Annotated in this window: 18 protein-coding genes and 2 tRNA genes; 12 read left to right on the forward strand and 8 right to left on the reverse strand. The window is 61.2% G+C overall.

Features of this window, described 5'->3' with window-relative positions; genetic code table 11:
• Nucleotides 1–19: 19 nt before the first annotated feature.
• On the reverse strand, nucleotides 20–1,249 hold the full coding sequence (locus LB558_RS01380; protein WP_224695812.1) for a M20 metallopeptidase family protein: 1,230 nt from the start codon (nucleotides 1,247–1,249) through the stop codon (nucleotides 20–22).
• Nucleotides 1,236–2,414 (reverse strand): M24 family metallopeptidase, encoded by a 1,179-nt coding sequence (locus LB558_RS01385; protein ID WP_224695814.1) that lies wholly within the window; start codon nucleotides 2,412–2,414, stop codon nucleotides 1,236–1,238. Before LB558_RS01385 ends, LB558_RS01380 begins: the two co-directional genes overlap by 14 nt.
• Before the next feature lie 224 nt (nucleotides 2,415–2,638).
• Here LB558_RS01385 and LB558_RS01390 point away from each other — a divergent pair, with 224 nt between their 5' ends.
• The 6 genes from LB558_RS01390 to LB558_RS01415 all read left to right on the forward strand — a co-directional run bounded on the left by LB558_RS01390 (nucleotide 2,639) and on the right by LB558_RS01415 (nucleotide 8,221).
• Nucleotides 2,639–3,805, forward strand: a complete 1,167-nt coding sequence (locus tag LB558_RS01390) for an ROK family transcriptional regulator (RefSeq protein ID WP_224695815.1) — start codon at nucleotides 2,639–2,641, stop codon at nucleotides 3,803–3,805.
• Entirely contained in the window at nucleotides 3,802–4,566 is a 765-nt protein-coding gene (locus tag LB558_RS01395; protein ID WP_013532175.1) for an ATP-binding cassette domain-containing protein, read from the forward strand. Before LB558_RS01390 ends, LB558_RS01395 begins: the two co-directional genes overlap by 4 nt.
• A gap of 39 nt (nucleotides 4,567–4,605) precedes the next feature.
• Nucleotides 4,606–5,646: a sugar ABC transporter substrate-binding protein gene (locus tag LB558_RS01400; RefSeq protein ID WP_013532176.1), complete on the forward strand. Its 1,041-nt coding sequence runs from the start codon at nucleotides 4,606–4,608 to the stop codon at nucleotides 5,644–5,646.
• Nucleotides 5,647–5,791: 145 nt separating this feature from the next.
• Complete coding sequence (locus LB558_RS01405; RefSeq protein WP_127258247.1) at nucleotides 5,792–6,787, forward strand: ABC transporter permease; 996 nt, start codon at nucleotides 5,792–5,794, stop codon at nucleotides 6,785–6,787.
• Nucleotides 6,788–6,800: 13 nt separating this feature from the next.
• Complete coding sequence (locus tag LB558_RS01410; protein WP_224695816.1) at nucleotides 6,801–7,571, forward strand: SDR family NAD(P)-dependent oxidoreductase; 771 nt, start codon at nucleotides 6,801–6,803, stop codon at nucleotides 7,569–7,571.
• Nucleotides 7,568–8,221, forward strand: a complete 654-nt coding sequence (locus LB558_RS01415; protein WP_224695817.1) for a GNAT family N-acetyltransferase — start codon at nucleotides 7,568–7,570, stop codon at nucleotides 8,219–8,221. The genes LB558_RS01410 and LB558_RS01415 overlap by 4 nt, the downstream gene beginning before the upstream one ends.
• A gap of 1 nt (nucleotide 8,222) precedes the next feature.
• Here LB558_RS01415 and LB558_RS01420 read toward each other — a convergent pair.
• Nucleotides 8,223–8,298: transfer RNA gene (locus tag LB558_RS01420), tRNA-Val, on the reverse strand.
• Nucleotides 8,299–8,514: 216 nt separating this feature from the next.
• Here LB558_RS01420 and LB558_RS01425 point away from each other — a divergent pair.
• The 3 genes from LB558_RS01425 to LB558_RS01435 all read left to right on the forward strand — a co-directional run bounded on the left by LB558_RS01425 (nucleotide 8,515) and on the right by LB558_RS01435 (nucleotide 10,470).
• Nucleotides 8,515–8,591, forward strand: a tRNA-Asp gene (locus tag LB558_RS01425).
• Between the two features lie 225 nt (nucleotides 8,592–8,816).
• Nucleotides 8,817–9,248 carry a pyridoxamine 5'-phosphate oxidase family protein gene (locus tag LB558_RS01430; RefSeq protein WP_224695818.1) on the forward strand — a complete coding sequence of 144 codons (432 nt, stop codon included), beginning with the start codon at nucleotides 8,817–8,819 and terminating at the stop codon, nucleotides 9,246–9,248.
• Between the two features lie 925 nt (nucleotides 9,249–10,173).
• Nucleotides 10,174–10,470 carry a hypothetical protein gene (locus LB558_RS01435; protein ID WP_224695819.1) on the forward strand — a complete coding sequence of 99 codons (297 nt, stop codon included), beginning with the start codon at nucleotides 10,174–10,176 and terminating at the stop codon, nucleotides 10,468–10,470.
• Nucleotides 10,471–10,557: 87 nt separating this feature from the next.
• On the opposite strand, the gene LB558_RS01440 is transcribed toward LB558_RS01435, so the two are convergent.
• Both LB558_RS01440 and LB558_RS01445 read right to left on the reverse strand, forming a co-directional pair.
• Complete coding sequence (locus tag LB558_RS01440; protein WP_224695820.1) at nucleotides 10,558–11,103, reverse strand: cytochrome b; 546 nt, start codon at nucleotides 11,101–11,103, stop codon at nucleotides 10,558–10,560.
• 288 nt (nucleotides 11,104–11,391) lie between these two features.
• Nucleotides 11,392–11,697, reverse strand: a complete 306-nt coding sequence (locus tag LB558_RS01445) for an ArsR/SmtB family transcription factor (protein ID WP_224695821.1) — start codon at nucleotides 11,695–11,697, stop codon at nucleotides 11,392–11,394.
• An 816-nt stretch (nucleotides 11,698–12,513) separates the two neighbouring features.
• Between LB558_RS01445 and LB558_RS01450 the strand changes: the two genes are divergently transcribed.
• From LB558_RS01450 to LB558_RS01460, 3 genes are all read left to right on the forward strand, one after another.
• A complete protein-coding gene (locus tag LB558_RS01450; protein ID WP_224695822.1) occupies nucleotides 12,514–12,672 on the forward strand; it encodes a hypothetical protein in 159 nt (52 codons plus the stop codon).
• Nucleotides 12,673–13,324: 652 nt separating this feature from the next.
• Nucleotides 13,325–13,885, forward strand: a complete 561-nt coding sequence (locus LB558_RS01455) for a dTDP-4-dehydrorhamnose 3,5-epimerase family protein (RefSeq protein ID WP_224695823.1) — start codon at nucleotides 13,325–13,327, stop codon at nucleotides 13,883–13,885.
• Nucleotides 13,879–15,000, forward strand: coding sequence for a glycosyltransferase family 2 protein (locus LB558_RS01460; RefSeq protein WP_224695825.1), 1,122 nt, complete (start codon nucleotides 13,879–13,881; stop codon nucleotides 14,998–15,000). The genes LB558_RS01455 and LB558_RS01460 overlap by 7 nt, the downstream gene beginning before the upstream one ends.
• Before the next feature lie 51 nt (nucleotides 15,001–15,051).
• Here LB558_RS01460 and rbsK read toward each other — a convergent pair whose 3' ends face one another.
• The 3 genes from rbsK to LB558_RS01475 are packed head-to-tail and all read right to left on the reverse strand — an operon-like array spanning nucleotide 15,052 to nucleotide 17,538.
• Nucleotides 15,052–15,996, reverse strand: a complete 945-nt coding sequence (rbsK, locus tag LB558_RS01465) for a ribokinase (RefSeq protein ID WP_224695827.1) — start codon at nucleotides 15,994–15,996, stop codon at nucleotides 15,052–15,054.
• 4 nt (nucleotides 15,997–16,000) lie between these two features.
• Nucleotides 16,001–16,453 carry an RbsD/FucU family protein gene (locus LB558_RS01470; protein WP_224695829.1) on the reverse strand — a complete coding sequence of 151 codons (453 nt, stop codon included), beginning with the start codon at nucleotides 16,451–16,453 and terminating at the stop codon, nucleotides 16,001–16,003.
• Between the two features lie 26 nt (nucleotides 16,454–16,479).
• Nucleotides 16,480–17,538 carry an ABC transporter ATP-binding protein gene (locus LB558_RS01475; protein ID WP_224695830.1) on the reverse strand — a complete coding sequence of 353 codons (1,059 nt, stop codon included), beginning with the start codon at nucleotides 17,536–17,538 and terminating at the stop codon, nucleotides 16,480–16,482.
• Nucleotides 17,539–17,710: the final 172 nt, after the last annotated feature.

The following is a 17,710-nucleotide window of genomic DNA, read 5'->3' on the forward strand; positions in this document are numbered from 1 at the left end:
TGACCATCATGATGGTTGACTAAGGCGCTTCCATCGACAGAAACGCCGTCGCTGCCGCAACCAAGGTGGTCGCGCCGACCTTCAACGCGGCCTCGTCGACACGAAACCGGGCGTGATGGAGCGGAAAGACCGATCCGATCTCCTCGTTTCGGATTCCCAGCCGAAAATAGACCGAAGGACGTTTCTCGCTGTAGTAGCCAAAGTCGTCCGCGATCGTCCATCCGGGCGTGTTGAGAACGTTATCGGCACCGATGCAGGCCTTGGCGCTGGCGGCAATCAGCTCAGTCATCTCGACATCGTTGACGACACCCGGTTCGCCCTTGTGGATGTCGACCTCGACACGCGCGCCGTGGCTCGTCGCTATCCCCTCGGCTATCTTACGAACGCGGTGCCAGGCCCGCTCGCGGGTTGCATCGCTGCCGCTGCGGATGGTGCCTTTCAACGCGACCTTGCCGGCGGTGACATTATAGGCGTTGCCGCCATTGATGGCCGTCACGGAAATCACCAGCGGATCGTACGGGTCGGTCTCGCGTGAAACGATCTTCTGCAATTCGCTCACCAGGGAGCAGGCTACGGCCAACGCATCGACACCTTCATGCGGCTTTGCCGCGTGCGCCGCCGAGCCGATGACGACCACCTCGAACGTGTCGCACGCCAGAGTGTAGGGACCGGAGCCCACGGCGATCTTGCCGGTCGGTGTGTACGGGTCGACGTGGACGCAGATGGCGGCGTCGATGTCGTCGAGAAGTCCCTCTTCCACCACCCGCTTGCCGCCCGACGGTTCGTCCTCCTCCGCCGGCTGGAAGATCAGGCGAACGGTACCGCAAAAACTCTCCCGCGACTGGTGAAGATGCGCGGCCACCGCGAAAGCCATCGACGCATGGGCGTCGTGACCGCAGGCATGCATCACACCTGGATTCGTCGATGCATAATCGACGCCGGACTCCTCCTCGATCGGCAAGGCATCGATGTCGGCGCGAATGGCGATCTTTCGATTTGACGGCTTGCCGGTGCCTACAATATCGACGGCAAGGCCAAAGCCGGCGACGTCGCGAATGTCGGCGATTCCCTGATCCACCAGCATCTGCCTGAGATAGCGCTGCGTGCCGGCCTCTTGGTTGGAAAGCTCGGGATTGCGGTGGAGATGGCGGCGGACCTCGATCATCCGGTCGAGAATTCCGGCGTCGATATCGGTCGTCACGGTTTTCGCAACACCACCCGCCATCACCGGACCCTCAGGATTTGACATGGATTTCTCGCGGGAACTTCGTCAGCGTCTCATTGCCGGTGTCGGTGACCAGGATGGTCTCGCTGATCTCGATGCCCCAGCCGTCCATCCACATGCCGAGGATGGAATGAACGACGTTGCCTGATACAAGCACCGTCTTGTCGCCCGGCCTGAGGCTGATCGTATGCTCGCCCCAATCCGGCGGATAGGCGACGCCGATGGAGTAGCCGATGCGCGATTCCTTCTTCAGTCCGTAGCGCTGGATGACCTTGCGCCAGGCAGCTTCAACGGCTTCGGCTGACGTTCCCGGCCTGACCGCGTCGAGAACCGCGTCCATGCCTTCGATCACCGCTTTTGCCGTGTCGGAAACATTTGTCGGCGTCTTGCCAAGCTGCATGGTCCTGGCGAGGCCTGCGGCATAGCGGCGGCAGACCCCGGCAAGTTCCAGCGCAATCGTCTCGTTTTCTCCGAACCGCCTGTCGCTCCACATGATGTGCGGCGCCGAGGCATTCTCGCCACCGAGGATTGTCGGCGGAAGCGCGGTGATGTCGCCGGCAAAATCCGGGCTGCCCGCTATCTGCGCCGCCTGGATGGCGGCGATGGCATCGCATTCGCGAACACCTGGCGCGATCACCTCGAAGGCTCGCGTGACGGACGCTTCGGCCAGGGTCGATGCCTTGCGCAAATAGGCGATCTCGGGCGCCGATTTGACCGCCCGGATCCAGTTCACCAGCAGGTCGGCGTCATGCCATTTTGCATTGGGAAGTCCGGCGACAAGCCGGGCGTGCCCCTTGGGGGAGAAATAATAGGCTTCGAGTTCGATGCCGATATGTCTGACACTCCAGCCCTTGGCGACGATCCAGCTCGCGATCCAGTCCATGGGATGGCGATCGACGCGCTGAACATGGTCTTCCGGAAAGCCGACCACGTTTTCCGGTTTCATCCAGGCCGTCAGAAGACCGCCGGCCGCATCCATGGCGCGCCCAATCCAGACCGGCTCGACGTCCTCGATTGGAACCAGCACCACCTGTGGGGTGTAGAACGACCAACCGTCATAGCCGGCGATGTAATGCTGGTTGGCAATGTCGTTGACGACAAGGAGCTCGAGACCGCGCTTCGCCATCTCGGTGCGGATCTTGCGAAGCCGCTGTTGGTACTCGTCGCGTGCAAACGGCAATTCGATCATCTTTGCTCCATGCTTTGTCAGATCAACGGTCGCGGGGTTCGCTCACCATTGAAGAGGTTTCGCCATGGCGGCAATCGGCCAGGACGAAGCGTGGGCAGGTCCTGAAACCGAATACGCCCTCCACGGCCTTCCGCTCGGAAAAGTCGCCATGAATTTATTTTTGAATTCCATTTGACTGAATAAATAAGCAATGCGAAGCTGCTCTCTCCTAAGGGGCGCAAGGCATGGCACTGCGGGGGACCAATCAGGAGTTCGGGCGGCCGTACAACCGGCGCATCGTGCTTGAGTCCATCCGCCTTCACGGCCCGATTGCGCGCGGCGAGATCGCCCGGCGCGTCGGCCTCACCGTCCAGACCGTATCGACCATCGTTCGCGAACTGGAAGATCAGGACTACATCCTGTCGCTGCGCGAAGAGCCGAAGGGGCGCGGCCTGCCGCCAGCGACGCTCCGGATCAACCCCGAGGGCGGCTATGCCGTCGGCATCCACATCACTCCGCTTGGTATCAGCGCCGCCCTGATCAATCTGAGCGGCGACGTGATCGATAGCATCTACCGCGACGCGCCGAACGCGACGCCGGACCACGCCTTCGAGCTGATCGGGGCGTTGGTGGTGGAATTGACCAGACTGCGGGCTGGCGGACGGGTGCTGGGCGTCGGCATGGCCCTGCCCGGACCGTTCGACGTGGAGTCCATGAGTTTCGTGGGGCCGACCACCATGACCGGCTGGAAGGATGTGGCGCTGCGCGAACGGCTGGCGGCCTCCACCGGATTGCCGGCCTTCTTTGAAACCGATATGGCCGCGGCCGCCATGGGCGAGCGCCTCTACGGCCTCGGCGCCCAGTTTTCCGAATATTACTATCTCTATTTCGGCGTCGGCCTTGGCGGCGTCATGGTTCATGACGGCAGCGCCTTGCGCGGCGCCTGGGGAAATGCCGGCGAGATCGGACACATTCCCGTCATTCCCGGCGGCGAGGCCTGCCCTTGCGGCAACAGCGGCTGTCTCGAAAGATACCTGTCGCTCGAGGCGCTCCGGCGCTGGAACGGCAGCGAGGCGGATTGGGTCGAAGAAGTCGCACCGATCTTTCACAACGCCGTCGCCGTCATCGAGAATCTGTTCGACCCGGAGACGGTCATCCTCGGCGGGCTGGCATCCACCGACCTGCTCGAAATGCTGGCTAGTTCGGCCGGAGGCCTGCACAACTCCGTCTCGGCCCGCAAGGACCGCACGACGCCCAGGGTTGTGGTCGCGCACGGCGGGCAGCATTCCGTGTTGCGAGGCGCCGCCGCTCTTGCGGTTTCCGGGGTGCTGTCACCCCGCTTCGGGCAGATGTTCGCGGCCGAACGCGAACGCGAGCGCGACCTTCTCAAAGGCAGGGAGATTGCGGCATGAGTGAACCCCTGCTGGTGCTCGACAACGTCACCAAGAACTATGGCGCGATCGAAGCGCTGAAGGGCATCAGCTTCTCGATCGGCAAGGGCGAGGTCGTGGCGCTGCTGGGCGACAACGGTGCCGGCAAATCGACACTGGTGAAGATCATATCAGGCGGACTGGAGCCGACATCGGGTCGCATGCTGTTCGAGGGCAAGGAATTCCTTGCCAAATCACCGGCCGAGGCCAAGGCGGCCGGCATCGAGACCGTCTACCAGGATCTCTCGCTGTGCACCAATGTCGACGTGGTCGCCAATTTTTTCATGGGCCGTGAGATCACACGCAAGTTTCTCGGCATTCCCGTGCTCGACGAGCGCGCCATGGAAGCCGTCGTCGGAAAGGCGCTGGCCAATGCCGGCACCCGCATTCCCTCGCTGCGGGCCAATGTCGAGCACCTCTCGGGCGGCCAGCGGCAAGCCATCGAGCTCAACCGCTTCGTGCACTGGGGCGGCAAGCTGGTGCTGCTCGACGAACCGTTCGCAGCGCTTGGCGTCGAACAGACGCGGCGCGGTCTCGACATGATCCGCCAGGTGGCGAACCAGGGCATCGGCGTCGTCATCATCACCCATATCATGCAGCAGGCTTTTCAGGTCGCCGACCGGATCGTGGTGATCCGCCAAGGCGTCGTGGCGGGCGATGTCGCACGCAATAAAACAAGTCCCGATGCGGTGATCAACATGATCACCGGTGAGACGCTTGCCGGTGCCGGACCGACAGGCTGAGGGACAAAAGAGGGGTCCGGCTTAAGAGGAGCGAACGACATGAAGCGAATACTTCTTGCTGTCTTCGGTATCCTTGCACTGGCCTTTGCCACGCTCACGCCGGCATTCGCCCAGTCCAAGGGAATCGTCTACTATATGGTGCCGACCCTGCTGGACGAGTTCCAGACCGGCTCGGTGAGCGCGCTGGAACTGTTCCTGAAGCAGACCGGCTACGAGATGAAGACGCTGAACGCCGACAACAAGACCGACGCCCAGCAATCGCAGATGAACGATGTCATCGCGCTGAAGCCGGCGGCCATCATCCTGGCGGCCGTTGACTTCAATGCCCTGAAACCGTCGATCGAGGCAGCCCGCGCCGCCGGCATCCCGGTGGTCGAGTTCGACCGCCAGATCACCTCGACGCCATCCGACTTCACCTCTGTCGCCGGAACGGTCGAGATCGGCTACGTCGCCGCGGACCAGGCCGAGAAGCTGCTGAAAGCCAAGAACGGCTCGGTGAAGGGCAAGGTTCTGCAGGTGCTCGGCGACCCGGGCGATCCCTATACGCTCGACATCCAGAAGGGCTTTGAAGAGAAGATGAAGGCGTTTCCGGACGTCAAGATCATCTCGCTTCCGGCCATGCAATGGGAAGCCAGCAATGCCGGCACAATCGTTGCCGACCAGATGCTGGCGAACCCCGACATCGACCTGATCTTCAGCCATGCCGCGCACCTTTCGGTCGCCGCCGTCGCCTCGCTCGAGGCAGCCGGCAAGAAGCCGGGCGACGTCATGCTGATGAGTTCGAACGGTGCTCCGGTCGGCCTCGACCTGATCCGCAAGGGTTGGCTCAACGCCGAAATCGAGCAGCCGCTTTACGCGCAGGCCGCGGCTGTCGCCATGTTCATGGACAAGATCGTCAAGAAGCAAGAGATCAAGCCCGGCGAATACGACGTGCTCGGCCTGAAATCGACCGTGACCAAGGAAGCCTGGGGTCCGAACATCAAGATCCCCGGTGCCGCCATCACCAAGGAAAACGTCGACAATCCGGCCTTCTGGGGCAACCAGAAGCCGCCGACGGACACCGTCAAGTCGGTCGAATAGTCATTGAAAGCGCTCCGGGCCATAGCGGCCCGGAGCCTGCCCTTTCACAACGCCGCCTCCGAAAGGATGCCGTCGCGAATTTGAATCCGCGCCCTAACCCGACGAAATCGAGTTGATTTCGCGGGGGCGCCAACCGGATCAGCCCATGAACCCGCGCACACGCAAAGCCCTGGAGTTCGTACTCGACAACCTCGTCTGGTTCATGCTGCTGTTCGTGCTGGTGGTCTTCTCCATCTTCGTCCCGAACTACTTTCAGCTCGGCATTTTCGCCAACATCATCGAGGCTTCCAGCGTGCTCGGCGTCATGTCGATCGGCCTGGCGCTGGTGATCATCGCCGGCCACATGGATCTGTCGGTCGAATCCGTCGCAGCGCTCAGCGCCATGGCGGTCGGCATCCTGTTTTGCTCGTCGGGCATCGGCATGGGCGTGCAGCTGCATCCCGAATGGCTGATGGTTCCGGTTTCGCTGCTGCTGGCACTGGCCGTCGGCGGCCTCATCGGCGCCTTCAACGGCTATCTGGTGGTCAAGGTGAAGATGAGCGCCTTCATCATCACCCTGGCGTCCTACATCTGGGTGCGCGGCCTCGTGCTTGTCGTGTCGGGCGGCCGCTCGGCGCAGGACCTGGCGCCGGCCATCCGCTGGTTCGGCATCCAGCGCCTTCTCGGCCTGCCGCTCACCGCCTGGATCGCGGTTGGCTGTTTCGTGGTCTTTTCGCTGATCATGGCCAAGACACCGTTCGGCCGGCATCTGGTGATGATCGGCGGCAACGAGACCGCGACCTTCCGCGCCGGCATCCGGGTGAACCGCAATCTCATCATCGCCTTCGTTCTCGCCGGCGCCATTGCCGGCCTCGCCGGCTGGCTGCTGGCGATCCGCACGTCGGGCGCCACCGCCAATCTCGGCGTCGGCCTGTTGTTCAACGCCTTCGCCGCCGTCGTCATCGGCGGCGTCAGCCTGAAAGGCGGCGTCGGCACCCTGCCCGGCGTCTATGCCGGCGTGCTTTTGCTCTCGGCCATCAACACGGCGATCAATTTGATGGGCCTGCCGGCCAATTTCACCCAGGTAATTCATGGCCTGCTGGTGCTGGCCGCGGTGCTGCTCGACGCCTTCAAGCAAACCATTCGCCAAAGACTCGCATGACAGGACGGCTCGCATGACAAGACGGCTAAAGGACAAGGTGGCGCTCATCGTCGGCGCCGCCCGCGGCATCGGCAAGGGCATCGCCCTGCGCTTTGCCGAAGAGGGTGCGCGGCTGGTGCTCGCCGACACCGAGGTCGAGGCCGGGCAAGCCACCGCTGACGAGTTGGGCGTCCCCTTCATCCGCACCGACATCTCGCAAATGAGCGACGCCGAGGCCGCCGTGGCGCTGGCGCTGAAGCAGTATGGCCGCCTCGACATCATCGTGCAGAATGCCGGCATTTATCCCTGGCAGCTGATCGAGAACACCAGCACTGATGACTGGGACCGCGTCATGGCGGTCAATCTGCGCGGCACGTTCAATGCCAGCCGCGCGGCCCTGGTGCCGATGAAGGCGCAAGGCTTCGGCCGCATGCTCTACACCTCGTCCATCACCGGCCCGCACGTCACCAGCCCGGGCCATGGCCACTATTCGGCCAGCAAGGCCGGCATCAACGGCTTCATCCGCGCCGCCGCACTGGAATTCTCAGGCTACGGCATCACCGTCAACGGCGTCGAGCCCGGCAACATCCTGACCGAAGCGATCGAACTGCATCGCGGCGAGGCGTTCATCAAGAACATGGAGGATTCCATCCCGCTTGGCCGCCTCGGCAGCCCGCGCGATGTCGCCAACGCGTTCCTGTTCCTCGCCTCGGACGACGCCAGTTACATCACCGGCACGACCATCGTCGTCGATGGCGGGCAGTTATTGCCCGAAGGCAGCGATTTCCGGCTCGTTCCGCCATGATCATCGATTTCGGTGATGGCTTCTTCCTGCGCCAGGCGACAGAGGCCGACCATCCCGCCCTTGCCATGATCTGCCTCAAGACCGGTGATGCCGGCGAGGATGCAACGGGTCGCGAAGACGCTCCGGATCTGTTGGGCCAAATCTACACCATCCCCTACCAGGTGCTGGAGCCCGACCTCGCTTTCATCGTCGATGGGCCAACGGGCGCCGCGGGCTATCTGCTGGGTGCAAAAGACACAAAGGCTTTCAATGCCGGCCTGGCCGCAAAGTGGTATCCGCGCCTTCGGGCGCAGGTGACCGATCCCGGACCCGACCGCGCATGCTGGAGCGGCAGCGACTGGGCTCGCCACCAGATCCATCATCGCGACTTCACCATTCCGCCGGCCCTGGCTGCCTACCCTTCGCACGGTCATATCGACCTGTTGCCGCAAGCGCGTGGAAAAGGCATCGGCCGGCGGGCGATGGCTTTTCTCGAGCAGAGGCTCGCCGCGCTCGGTTCACGCGGGCTTTGCCTCGAAGTGATGCCGGACAATCACAATGCGCTGCGCTTCTACAGGGCCATCGGGTTCGCGGTGTTGCGGGAGCCGGGATTGCCGGACCACAGCATCTATGTCGCCAAACGGCTTACAACCGCACCGGAGATTGTGTGAATGGTGGGCGATGACGGGCTCGAACCGCCGACATCTTCGGTGTAAACGAAGCGCTCTACCAACTGAGCTAATCGCCCGCTCCGGGCCGGACCTTTAAGCGGTCAGGGTCCGCTTCGCAAGGCCAAATGAGCGCAGGACGCCCTGGTTGGATGCCGGTTTTGCCAACAAAACGCCGGCTGTCAAAAAACCTTCTCCTGTTTGCTGTTATGCTGTCCTGTCACGCTTGACACCCGGTGGCGAACCCCTTATCCAGCGCCCCAACGACGAACACGGCTGACACGTGTTCGCCATGCGCGGGTGTAGCTCAGTTGGTTAGAGTGCCGGCCTGTCACGCCGGAGGTCGCGGGTTCGAGCCCCGTCACTCGCGCCATTTAACTTTCTGATAGTTAAATGGTTTTCGCGTATCGATGGTCTTAACCAGCCATCGAAAAATCCCCATGTAAGCGAAGGCAGGCAAAGACCCAAAGTGGCCAGCCGCCCTTTCGCTCAAATCGTAGTGCCCGTGCGACATGTGGCTCGCAATTGGCAAATATGGTTGTTGACGTTTGCGCGCCGATGGTATGGTTGCGGCCATTCGCGGGGAGGACGTGTCAAAATGCACGGTGACGAGCGTCGGCAACTTGTTCGCGATTTTTTAGCCAGGCATAAACTCGGCGCTATAAGCACCGTAAATCCGGATGGCTCTCCAGAGGCAGCCATAATCCAGGTGACGTTGGGCGAGGATCTCAACATCGTGTTCGACAGTCTTCCTGGAAGCCGGAAGCTGGCAAATATCGAACGAGACAGCCGGATCGCCATGGTGATCGGTTGGGACGAAAACGTCACCGTTCAAATTGAAGGCCTTGCCCGGCCTGCCAAGGCTGACGAAGAACAGCGGTTGAGGGATGTTCACATAGCTAACTGTCCGCTTGAAGCGGAGTTTCTGAAGCAAGGGGCACAACTATTCACAATTTTGCCCGGGTGGATTCGCTACTCTGATTTCCGGGGCGAACCAATCGTATTTGAGCTTGCCGGCGGCGACTTGTAGGTTTGGGGATTGATCCGGCGGCTGCAGTCAGAAGCCCGCCACCGTGAGACAGCCGGCCGACCGTTGCCGGATCATTTAGGCACCTTTGGTGCCGCTCCTCCCCCATCCTCTCCCGATCGATCCGCCCGTAGTCAGGAATGCAGGTGAAGAACACCGGCCGCTGGTCCCTGCCCGCCTGCTTGTACCGAGCGCACCGGAACACCTTCGCCCGAGCGTTGTGCATGACACCGTGGTCGAGAATGTGCCGCAAGCGGAGTACTGTTTTCTGCAAGCCTGAAACCTCGGACCTAGTTGCGCGTTTCATTATGGATCAACAGGCGAAAAATCGATGGATCCGACAACCGCAGCAGTGATGATTGTGCTTTCCTGCAACTCGTCGCTGTGTCGGCCGATGGACTCGCCGCCGGTTGTCTACTCGTCCAATGACCAGTGCCAGGCGGCACTCATGACCAGATTGGCGCCATGGCCGAACGGCGAGATCGTTGGCCGATGCAAACAGGTCGACGCCACGGCGACTGGCTCAGTTCCCCCGGAAGGATATGCGGCGGTACAGGTTACTCGTGGTCTGGGCCGCGATGCATCCACGACCACCTATTTAGTTCAGAAGGCCAGCAACTAGAAAAAAGGCCCGGAAACCCTGAAGCCGCCGGGCCTGGCGTGAACCAATTCCCGGTTAATAATGCTCAGGCCCTTCCGGCATATACCCGGCGTCCTGCTCGCCGTCATCAAGCGCCCAGCCGGCCGATCTCGTCATTGCGTGGTCTCTTGGTTCATGGCCATTGTCCAGCCGAGCGAAGGCTCGCCCGTGCAGTCCTCGTTCATGCCGTCCTGATCGCGGCGACATTATTCTCGGGCTACTTGTCGCTCTTTCACGCGGAAAGAAAGTCACGATCGAGCGAACTGTCGGCTGAGGACCGCGTCTTCGATGTTTGCAGCAATTCTGATTGTCGCGTCGGGCGTATCTGCCGCCGCCGCACAGACCGATACCTCGATATGTGAAGTCCTCGCTGGGCCATCGGACGAGGCGGCTGGAGGTAGCCGCAAATTTGTTCAAGCGCTCGAAGGTGTGGACTACGCCTCTGCTCGGCCACGGTTGCACGGCAGGGAGCTTGAAGCTTTCGACGCGATGGTGGCAGCCAAAGATCAGGCGCTCGGGCCGTTGAAGGAATTCACAGAACGGTTCGAGGATTTCGCGTACCTCATGCGGCGATGTGCTCGTTAAAAGTGCCCTATCGCGCGCTCTTGCCGGCCGCTCTCCTACAACGCTTCGGCGCCATTCGCGTCCTGCCGCCCCGCTGTGGCCGCGTGCCTACTTTGTCCCCTTGGGAAGCATCCTGGTCAAAATCGCATCTTGACGGACGAAATGATGGTAAAGCGCAGCCAAGGCATGCAGACCGGCTGCTATCAAAATGCCGTTGGCGCACAACGAGTGAAGTTCGCGAATTGTGCGCGCCGTGGGTCGATCCGGTGCAAACGGAGCCGGCACCGTGAAAAGCCCGAAGAAGCTCAGCGCGTCTCCTCTGAACCAGGTCAGAAGAATGCCGAGGATTGGTATCGCGATCAACAACGCGTAGAGAACCAAGTGGCCGATCTTGGCTGCCGCCCGCTCGGGAGCCAACATCTCATCCGGAAGGCCTGGGGCTCCTCTAAGGCCGCGCAGAACAACCCTCCAGAGTACTAATCCGGCCAACAGAAGGCCAAACGAAATATGCAGCCGCCAGATGACCCCCACGGTCGGATCGCCACGAGGAAGCAAGTCCTCCCCGTAGGTCAGCGCGTATAGCAGGACGACGAGGAAAAACAGCGACCAGTGCAGGAGCTTCTGGGTCGAGCTGTATGATGTGGCGGACGTCATTCGGACAGGGCTCCATTTGCAAAGGCTCCCTCCTTCGGTTGGCATCCCGGCAGACTTGTGACGACAAAATTACGAATTAGTAATCTAAAGCCGGCGTCGTGATCGCCGTTTGCAGCAGCGGCCGAAGCGCCCGCTGCGGTGTGTGTCACCGGCAGCAGGCGCCCGCTATCTCTCCTAGGCCAAGCTTCTGACGACGGGGTCGATGGAGAGGGACGATGGGGCGCGACCGCCGCAGCTTCAATAGGTATGCGTTCTGAAGCGACGACGATGTTCCAGTCCGTCACCAGATCAAGGCAACGTCCCCCGCTCTTCAAGCCTGGCCAGAAGCTTTAGCACTTTCAGGACAGGATCTGTGCACGAGTAATAGGCTCTTTGGCGATTCTGCCTACGGGTGACCAGCCCAAATTCTCGCATGATGCCGAGATGTTGGGACAGTGCTGAGTTGCTTAGTCCCACACGCTGCGCCAGATCAGCAACGAACATTTCTCCCTCAGCCAGAATCATTAAAGCCAGGAGGCGCTTTTCATTGGCCATGGCTGTGAGGAACCCGGCGGCCTCTGGCGCATAGCTGCTGGGCCTTCCAGGGTTCGTCATGTTCCCGGCGCTGACCTCGCGCTTGTTATTATAACGCAGCGGCAGGAACCGAGCGCATCTCCCTTGCTGTCATCGCCGGATCGTCTTCGCAGAGCCGCCTGCAATCGTGCGGCGGCCAGGAGAATGCTGTCCGGTATGGGTTCGGGCTGGGCCTTTTCCATAGGCGGTATAACAAATGTGAATCGCGATTGTTCCGCACTGCACAATGCAAAAAGCCCGCCGGCCGGAGCCAGCGGGCTTTGATATCAAGCAAGCCAGGCTTCAGCCACTCGGCCCGCAGTTAGAAACGCAAGCAGAGACAACCGCCGACAATTTTTCGCGCTTCACCAGTGCCGGCTTAACGTAGATCTTCTTCATAGGATGCTCCCCGCTCGTAATGACTGCTACATGCAATGAGATGCTGAAGCCTGTCAATCTGACACAAAAGGCCCGCCACCTTTCGGCAGCGGGCCAGTCTGAGAATCATGGGAACTAGCACCATAATGGGAGAGAACAGTGCAACCGCCGAAGCGTTTAGACACAACAATGTTCCATGGGCGTTTCAATTAGCGTCCCCTTAATTAGTTTCGAGAAATTTTAACGATTCGTTGACCGCGCTGTCCTAATTTGGAACAGCGCGGTCAACCCCCAACCGGACTGCGCAGGCGGCTCCGGCACGCACGCCCACCGCACTGTCGGGGCCGCCACCTGCCTACGTTGTACCAGCAATGGTTGAACTAACGGTTACCGCACGTGCTTTCTAGTGCATTTCTGAGACACTTAACTTTGAGCACAAACCGGGATTTCACAGCGAATCCGTTTCCATATGCTTTGAGGATGGAACACGCGCTCGATGGTCTCGCTCGCATCCTGAAAGCCCCGCTAAGGCGTTTGCGGGACCGCTATGGCGCCTTTGTGCTGCGCCTGGCCGAAAGCCTCGCCACCGGCCTCGCGATCGGCGTGGGCTTTGCCATCATCCAAGCCTTCGCGGGCTAATCCTCTTGACTGCAAAAACGGCTCGGATACCTTTATAGCGTGCCTTGAGAGAACCGGCGCCGGGCACTTCCGAGAGCGGCTAGTCGAACTTCAAACCGCCTTTGAGTTTCGAGAGTTGCTCTCTTTGATGCTTTTCCTTTTGTTCAGCTTCTTCCTGAAGCCGGTTCTACTCGGCGATATGCGCGCCATAATTTAGTGTGGATAGGTGAGCGCGTGTAAGCGAGGGAAACAGCTTGTGCACTGCCCTGTTACGCCGGAGGTCGCGGGTTCGAGCCCCGTCACTCGCGCCATTTCTCTCAAGGGATACAAGCCCTTGGCTTTGGAGAAATGTCGACATTGATTGTCAAAAATCTTTTTGGATGAGGCAACTCGGATTGTCTCGTATCTGAGTTGGATTTCCCAAGCATGGATGCAAGAACGCCTCTGCATTGACGGCGTCACGCTCTGGTCGCGTTCAATCGGCGCAAAGCAAGGCATCGCCCAATCCTGTCGGTGGCACCCCGCTGCGCGCCTGCCTCCGCTCCCATCGAAGCTCCAGCCGCGCCCGGAAAAGTCATCATGGCTCCACGTACCTGTTAGCCCGATCAGGACATCCATCGAAAATTGTGAGAAGAAGGTCGGGCTAAGACGGTCAAAAACGGAAGTTTTGTTCATGAGCGATCACCCCAGCCTGAATCTTCTGGAGACAACACTTGCCGCCGCCAAGCAGGATCAACGGACTCTGGACGAGCAACGGCAAAGCACTACGCTCCTTGTGGACGGCATGTCCTTTTTCGACAGCATCCGGCACAATGACGACCGCGGCAGCGTGACCGAGATCTATGACCCGCGCTGGGGTTGGCATGCCGACCCGCTGGTCTTTTCCTACATGTTCACAATTCGCCCTGGCGTGGTGAAAGGGTGGGGCCTGCACAAGCTGCATGAGGACCGCTATTTTGTGATCAGCGGCGAGATGGAACTGGTCCTTTATGACCCCCGTCCCGAATCCAGCACATATGGCAAGGTTTCGAAGGTTTACCTCTCCGGCAATCATCCACGCCTGGTCAACATTCCGAAATTTGTCTGGCATGCCGACAGAAACATCGGAACATCCGATCTGGTCGCCATCAATTTCCCGACGATACAATACGATCATGCAAATCCCGATAAGTACCGCCTGCCGATCGATACCGATCTCATCCCCCATGATTTCGGCAGCGCGAAGGGATGGTGAGCAAGCCGCGCTTTTCCATCCTCATGCCGACGCACTCGCGCGTGGATGTCATCGGTGTGGCTATCCAATCGGTGCTGGACCAGACCGTCGAGGATTTTGAACTGCTGGTCGTCGGCGACGGCTGCGCGGTCGGCACGGCCGAGGTGGTCGAAGCCTTCCATGACAGCCGCATTCGTTTCTTCGATCTCCCCAAGGCGCCGAACTTCGGCTACGCGAACCGCAACATCGTGCTGCGTGAGGCACGCGGCGAGCTGATTGGCTTTGCCGCCGATGACGACCTCCTGTTTCCGGATCATTTTGAGATCCTGGCGGATGGGGTCAAAAATGGAGCTGCCATCGCGTACAGTCAGGCGCTGTGGGTTTCCACCGATGGCATCGCAGCACCCTTCCTGACCAATCTGGACCTGGCCGACGAGTTCAGGGTGTTCACTGAGGTCGGCAACACAATACCCGCCAGTTGCTTCCTGTATCGGACTGACTGCCTGCCTTCGCGAGATGTCTGGCCGGAAGACGTCGCATCGGCCGGGGACTGGCAATTGTGGCGGCGAATTATGCGCGAGAATCCGCGAAATCCCTTCACCTATTGCCGCGTTCCAACCGTCCTGCATTTCAGCGCAGCATGGAAAAAATCACGGCACTCCGCAGTATCCCAACTCGCCACGCTGCTTGATATCGCCGACAGAGCCGGCTGGTGGCCTTCGGCCTTGCGCGTCTGGATACCGAACGCCAGCAAGGAACAATCCGAGTACTCGCGCCTCATGCGGGTTGATCCCGCGGCCTGGAGCGAGCAGATGCGCCGCGCCGTCGGGGATCTGGTAGCGCGCCTTGCCTGGGAGGATGTGCAGACGATCCGACCGATGCTTGCAAGCGCTGAAGCCGAGAAGCCGACGTTGCATTCTGAAATCTCAAGGTTGCGCAGTGAGCTCGAGGCGGCTCACCAAAGCAGCATCGGGCTGCAGAGCGCCGCTTCGGAGGCCAGGAACGAGAAGGACGAGATCGAACAAAGGTTGCAAGCGTGCCAGATGCAAGTCGCGGCCTTGCATCAGTCCAGAAGCTGGCGCTTCACAGGCCCGCTGCGCAAGATCTCCACAAGCTTGCGTTCGAAAAAATCATAGGCTTGAAAACGGGCCGGAGGCGGCGTCAGCGGCCAGTCAGCCAAGTCGATCTCATCCCCTCGCCAGCAGCGCCTCGACCTCCCGGAGCGTCGGCATCGACGGCGCGGTTCCTGGTCGCGTCACGGAAATGCCGGCGACGGCGCAAGCGAAGCGCACCGCCTCCAGCGGCTCCACGCCCCGCGACAGCGCTGCGGCAAGACCGCCATTGAAGGCATCGCCCGCCCCTGTGGTTTCGACCACCGGCCCCGCACTGACGGCGGGAACATGGTCGGAGCGCTCCTTCGAGTGCAAAAGCGCGCCCTTGTCACCCAGCGTGACGATGACCGTGCCGACCCCCTTTGCGAGCAGGCTGTCCGCAGCGCGCCGCGCGTCGTCGATCGAGGAGACCTTCATCCCGGTCAATTCCTCCGTCTCGGTCTCGTTGGGTGTGAGGTAGTCGCATAGCGTGTAGATGCGGTCGGGAAGCTTTGCCGCAGGGGCCGGGTTGAGGATCGTCGTCACCCCTGCCCCGCGCGCGATCTCCAGGGCCCGCATGGCTGCTTCGATCGGCTGTTCGAGCTGAGTGACGAAAACGCCGGCACTGCTGATCAGCGCGGCATTGGCTTCGATATCGGCCGGCGAGATCAGCATGGCAGCACCGGGGCTGACGATGATGGCGTTGTTGCCGGTGGTCTCCTCGACGAAGATGTAGGCCGCACCGGTGTAGCTTTCCGGCGTGTCGATGACGGCATTCTTGACGCCCGCCTGCGCCCAGGTCTGCCTGGCCATGTCGGCGAAGGGATCGACGCCGAGGCGGGTGAGGAAGGTGACGTCGGCGCCGAGCTTGCCGGCGGCAACCGCCTGGTTCGAGCCCTTGCCGCCCGGTCCCAGCGTGAAGGAAGTGCCGAGGATGGTTTCGCCCATGCGCGGCTGCCGCTGCGCCCTGTAGGCGGTGTCGGCGACGAACACACCCAATATGACGACAGGCTTCATGACGGCCGGCTTGCCCGAAGCCATGCCGCTACTCCGCATCCGGCGGTACGACGCCCTTGCGGAAGGCGAAGCAGCCGTAGAAGCGGCGCTCACCTGTCTGGATGACGCAATAGGCGTGTTTGGCGCGCTCGTAGAAGGCATAGCGCTCGACCGCGATCATCGGCCACGACTTGCCCTCGGCCTTGTCGACCTCCTTCTGCACTTCGCTTTGCACGGGCGGAATTTCGCTGGGCTTGCCGACGATTTCCATGCGCGCAGCCGAATCGTCGACGAATGTATCGAGCGGGTAGAGCGACAGCACCGCCTTGACCACTTGCGCCGCCGAGGCATCGATGCGCAGCACGCGGCCGAGCGCCGTCTGGCGCGCCACCGAATCGGATGGAAAATTGGTGTCGGCGATGATCAGATCATCGCCATGCCCCATTGCCCGCAATGCCTGCAGCACGTCGGCATTGAGCAGCGGGTTGATGCCTTTGAGCATGGTATCCTCGTGAAGCCGGGTTGGGATCAGAGACGCTTGCCGGTCTCTGCGTCGAAAAGATGGATCTGGTCGAGCCTTGGCTTCAGCTTCAGCGTATCGCCCGGCTTGAAGTCGTGGCGCTCGCGAAACAGTGCCACCATCTCGCCTTCGCCGAAGCGCAGGAACACCAGCGTCTCCGAGCCGGTCGGCTCGACCACCGAAATCTTCGCCGGCACGCCGTCGGGATGGATCTCGAGGTGCTCCGGTCGCACGCCATAGACGACGGCTTGACCGTCCTGCGCGGCATTGCCCGATGCGATCGGGAACAGCGTGCCCGCGATGTCGACACCGGGCTTGTCGCCTTTGCGCATGGCGCCCTTGAGCAGGTTCATCGAAGGCGAACCGATGAAGCCGGCGACAAACAGATTGGCCGGGCGGTCGAACAGTTCCAGCGGCGCGCCGACCTGCTCGATGCGGCCGTCGCGCATGACGACGATCTTGTCGGCCATAGTCATGGCTTCGATCTGGTCGTGGGTGACGTAGATGGTGGTGGTCTTCAGCCGCTGGTGCAGTTCCTTGATCTCGGTGCGCATCTGCACGCGCAGCTTGGCGTCGAGATTGGACAGCGGCTCGTCGAACAGGAAGACCTGCGGATTGCGCACGATGGCGCGGCCCATGGCCACGCGCTGTCGCTGGCCGCCGGAAAGCTGGCGGGGATAGCGCTTCAGATAGGGATTGAGGTCGAGGATGTCGGCGGCGCGCTTGACCCGCTCGGCGACCACGGCCGGATCGGTTTTCCGCAGCTTGAGCGCGAAGGCCATGTTCTGCTCGACCGTCTTGTGCGGATAGAGCGCATAGTTCTGAAACACCATGGCAATGTCGCGCTTGGCCGGCGGCAGATGATTGACGACGCGGTCGCCGATGGCGATCGTGCCGGCGGAGACGGTCTCCAGCCCGGCCACCATCCTGAGCAGCGTGGACTTGCCGCAACCCGAAGGGCCAACCAGCACCACGAACTGTCCGTCGGCGATATCGACGCTGACTTCGTGCAGAACCTTGACCGTTCCAAAGGCCTTGGCCACCTTGCTGATCGCGACTTGCGCCATATCTCCCCCATCGGCTCCATTAGCCGTAGGCGCAGAAGCTAACCAACGCGACCTGTCAGGGCAAGTCGGTCCCTTATAGATAAAAACCCGTTCTCGTTGACACGGCGTTTGGTTGTGAGAATAGTGGCAGGCGCTGGTCAAAATGTCGGTACCCGATCCGCAATCGGAACTT

This window comes from Mesorhizobium sp. CO1-1-8 (assembly GCF_020164875.1).
GTDB lineage: Bacteria > Pseudomonadota > Alphaproteobacteria > Rhizobiales > Rhizobiaceae > Mesorhizobium.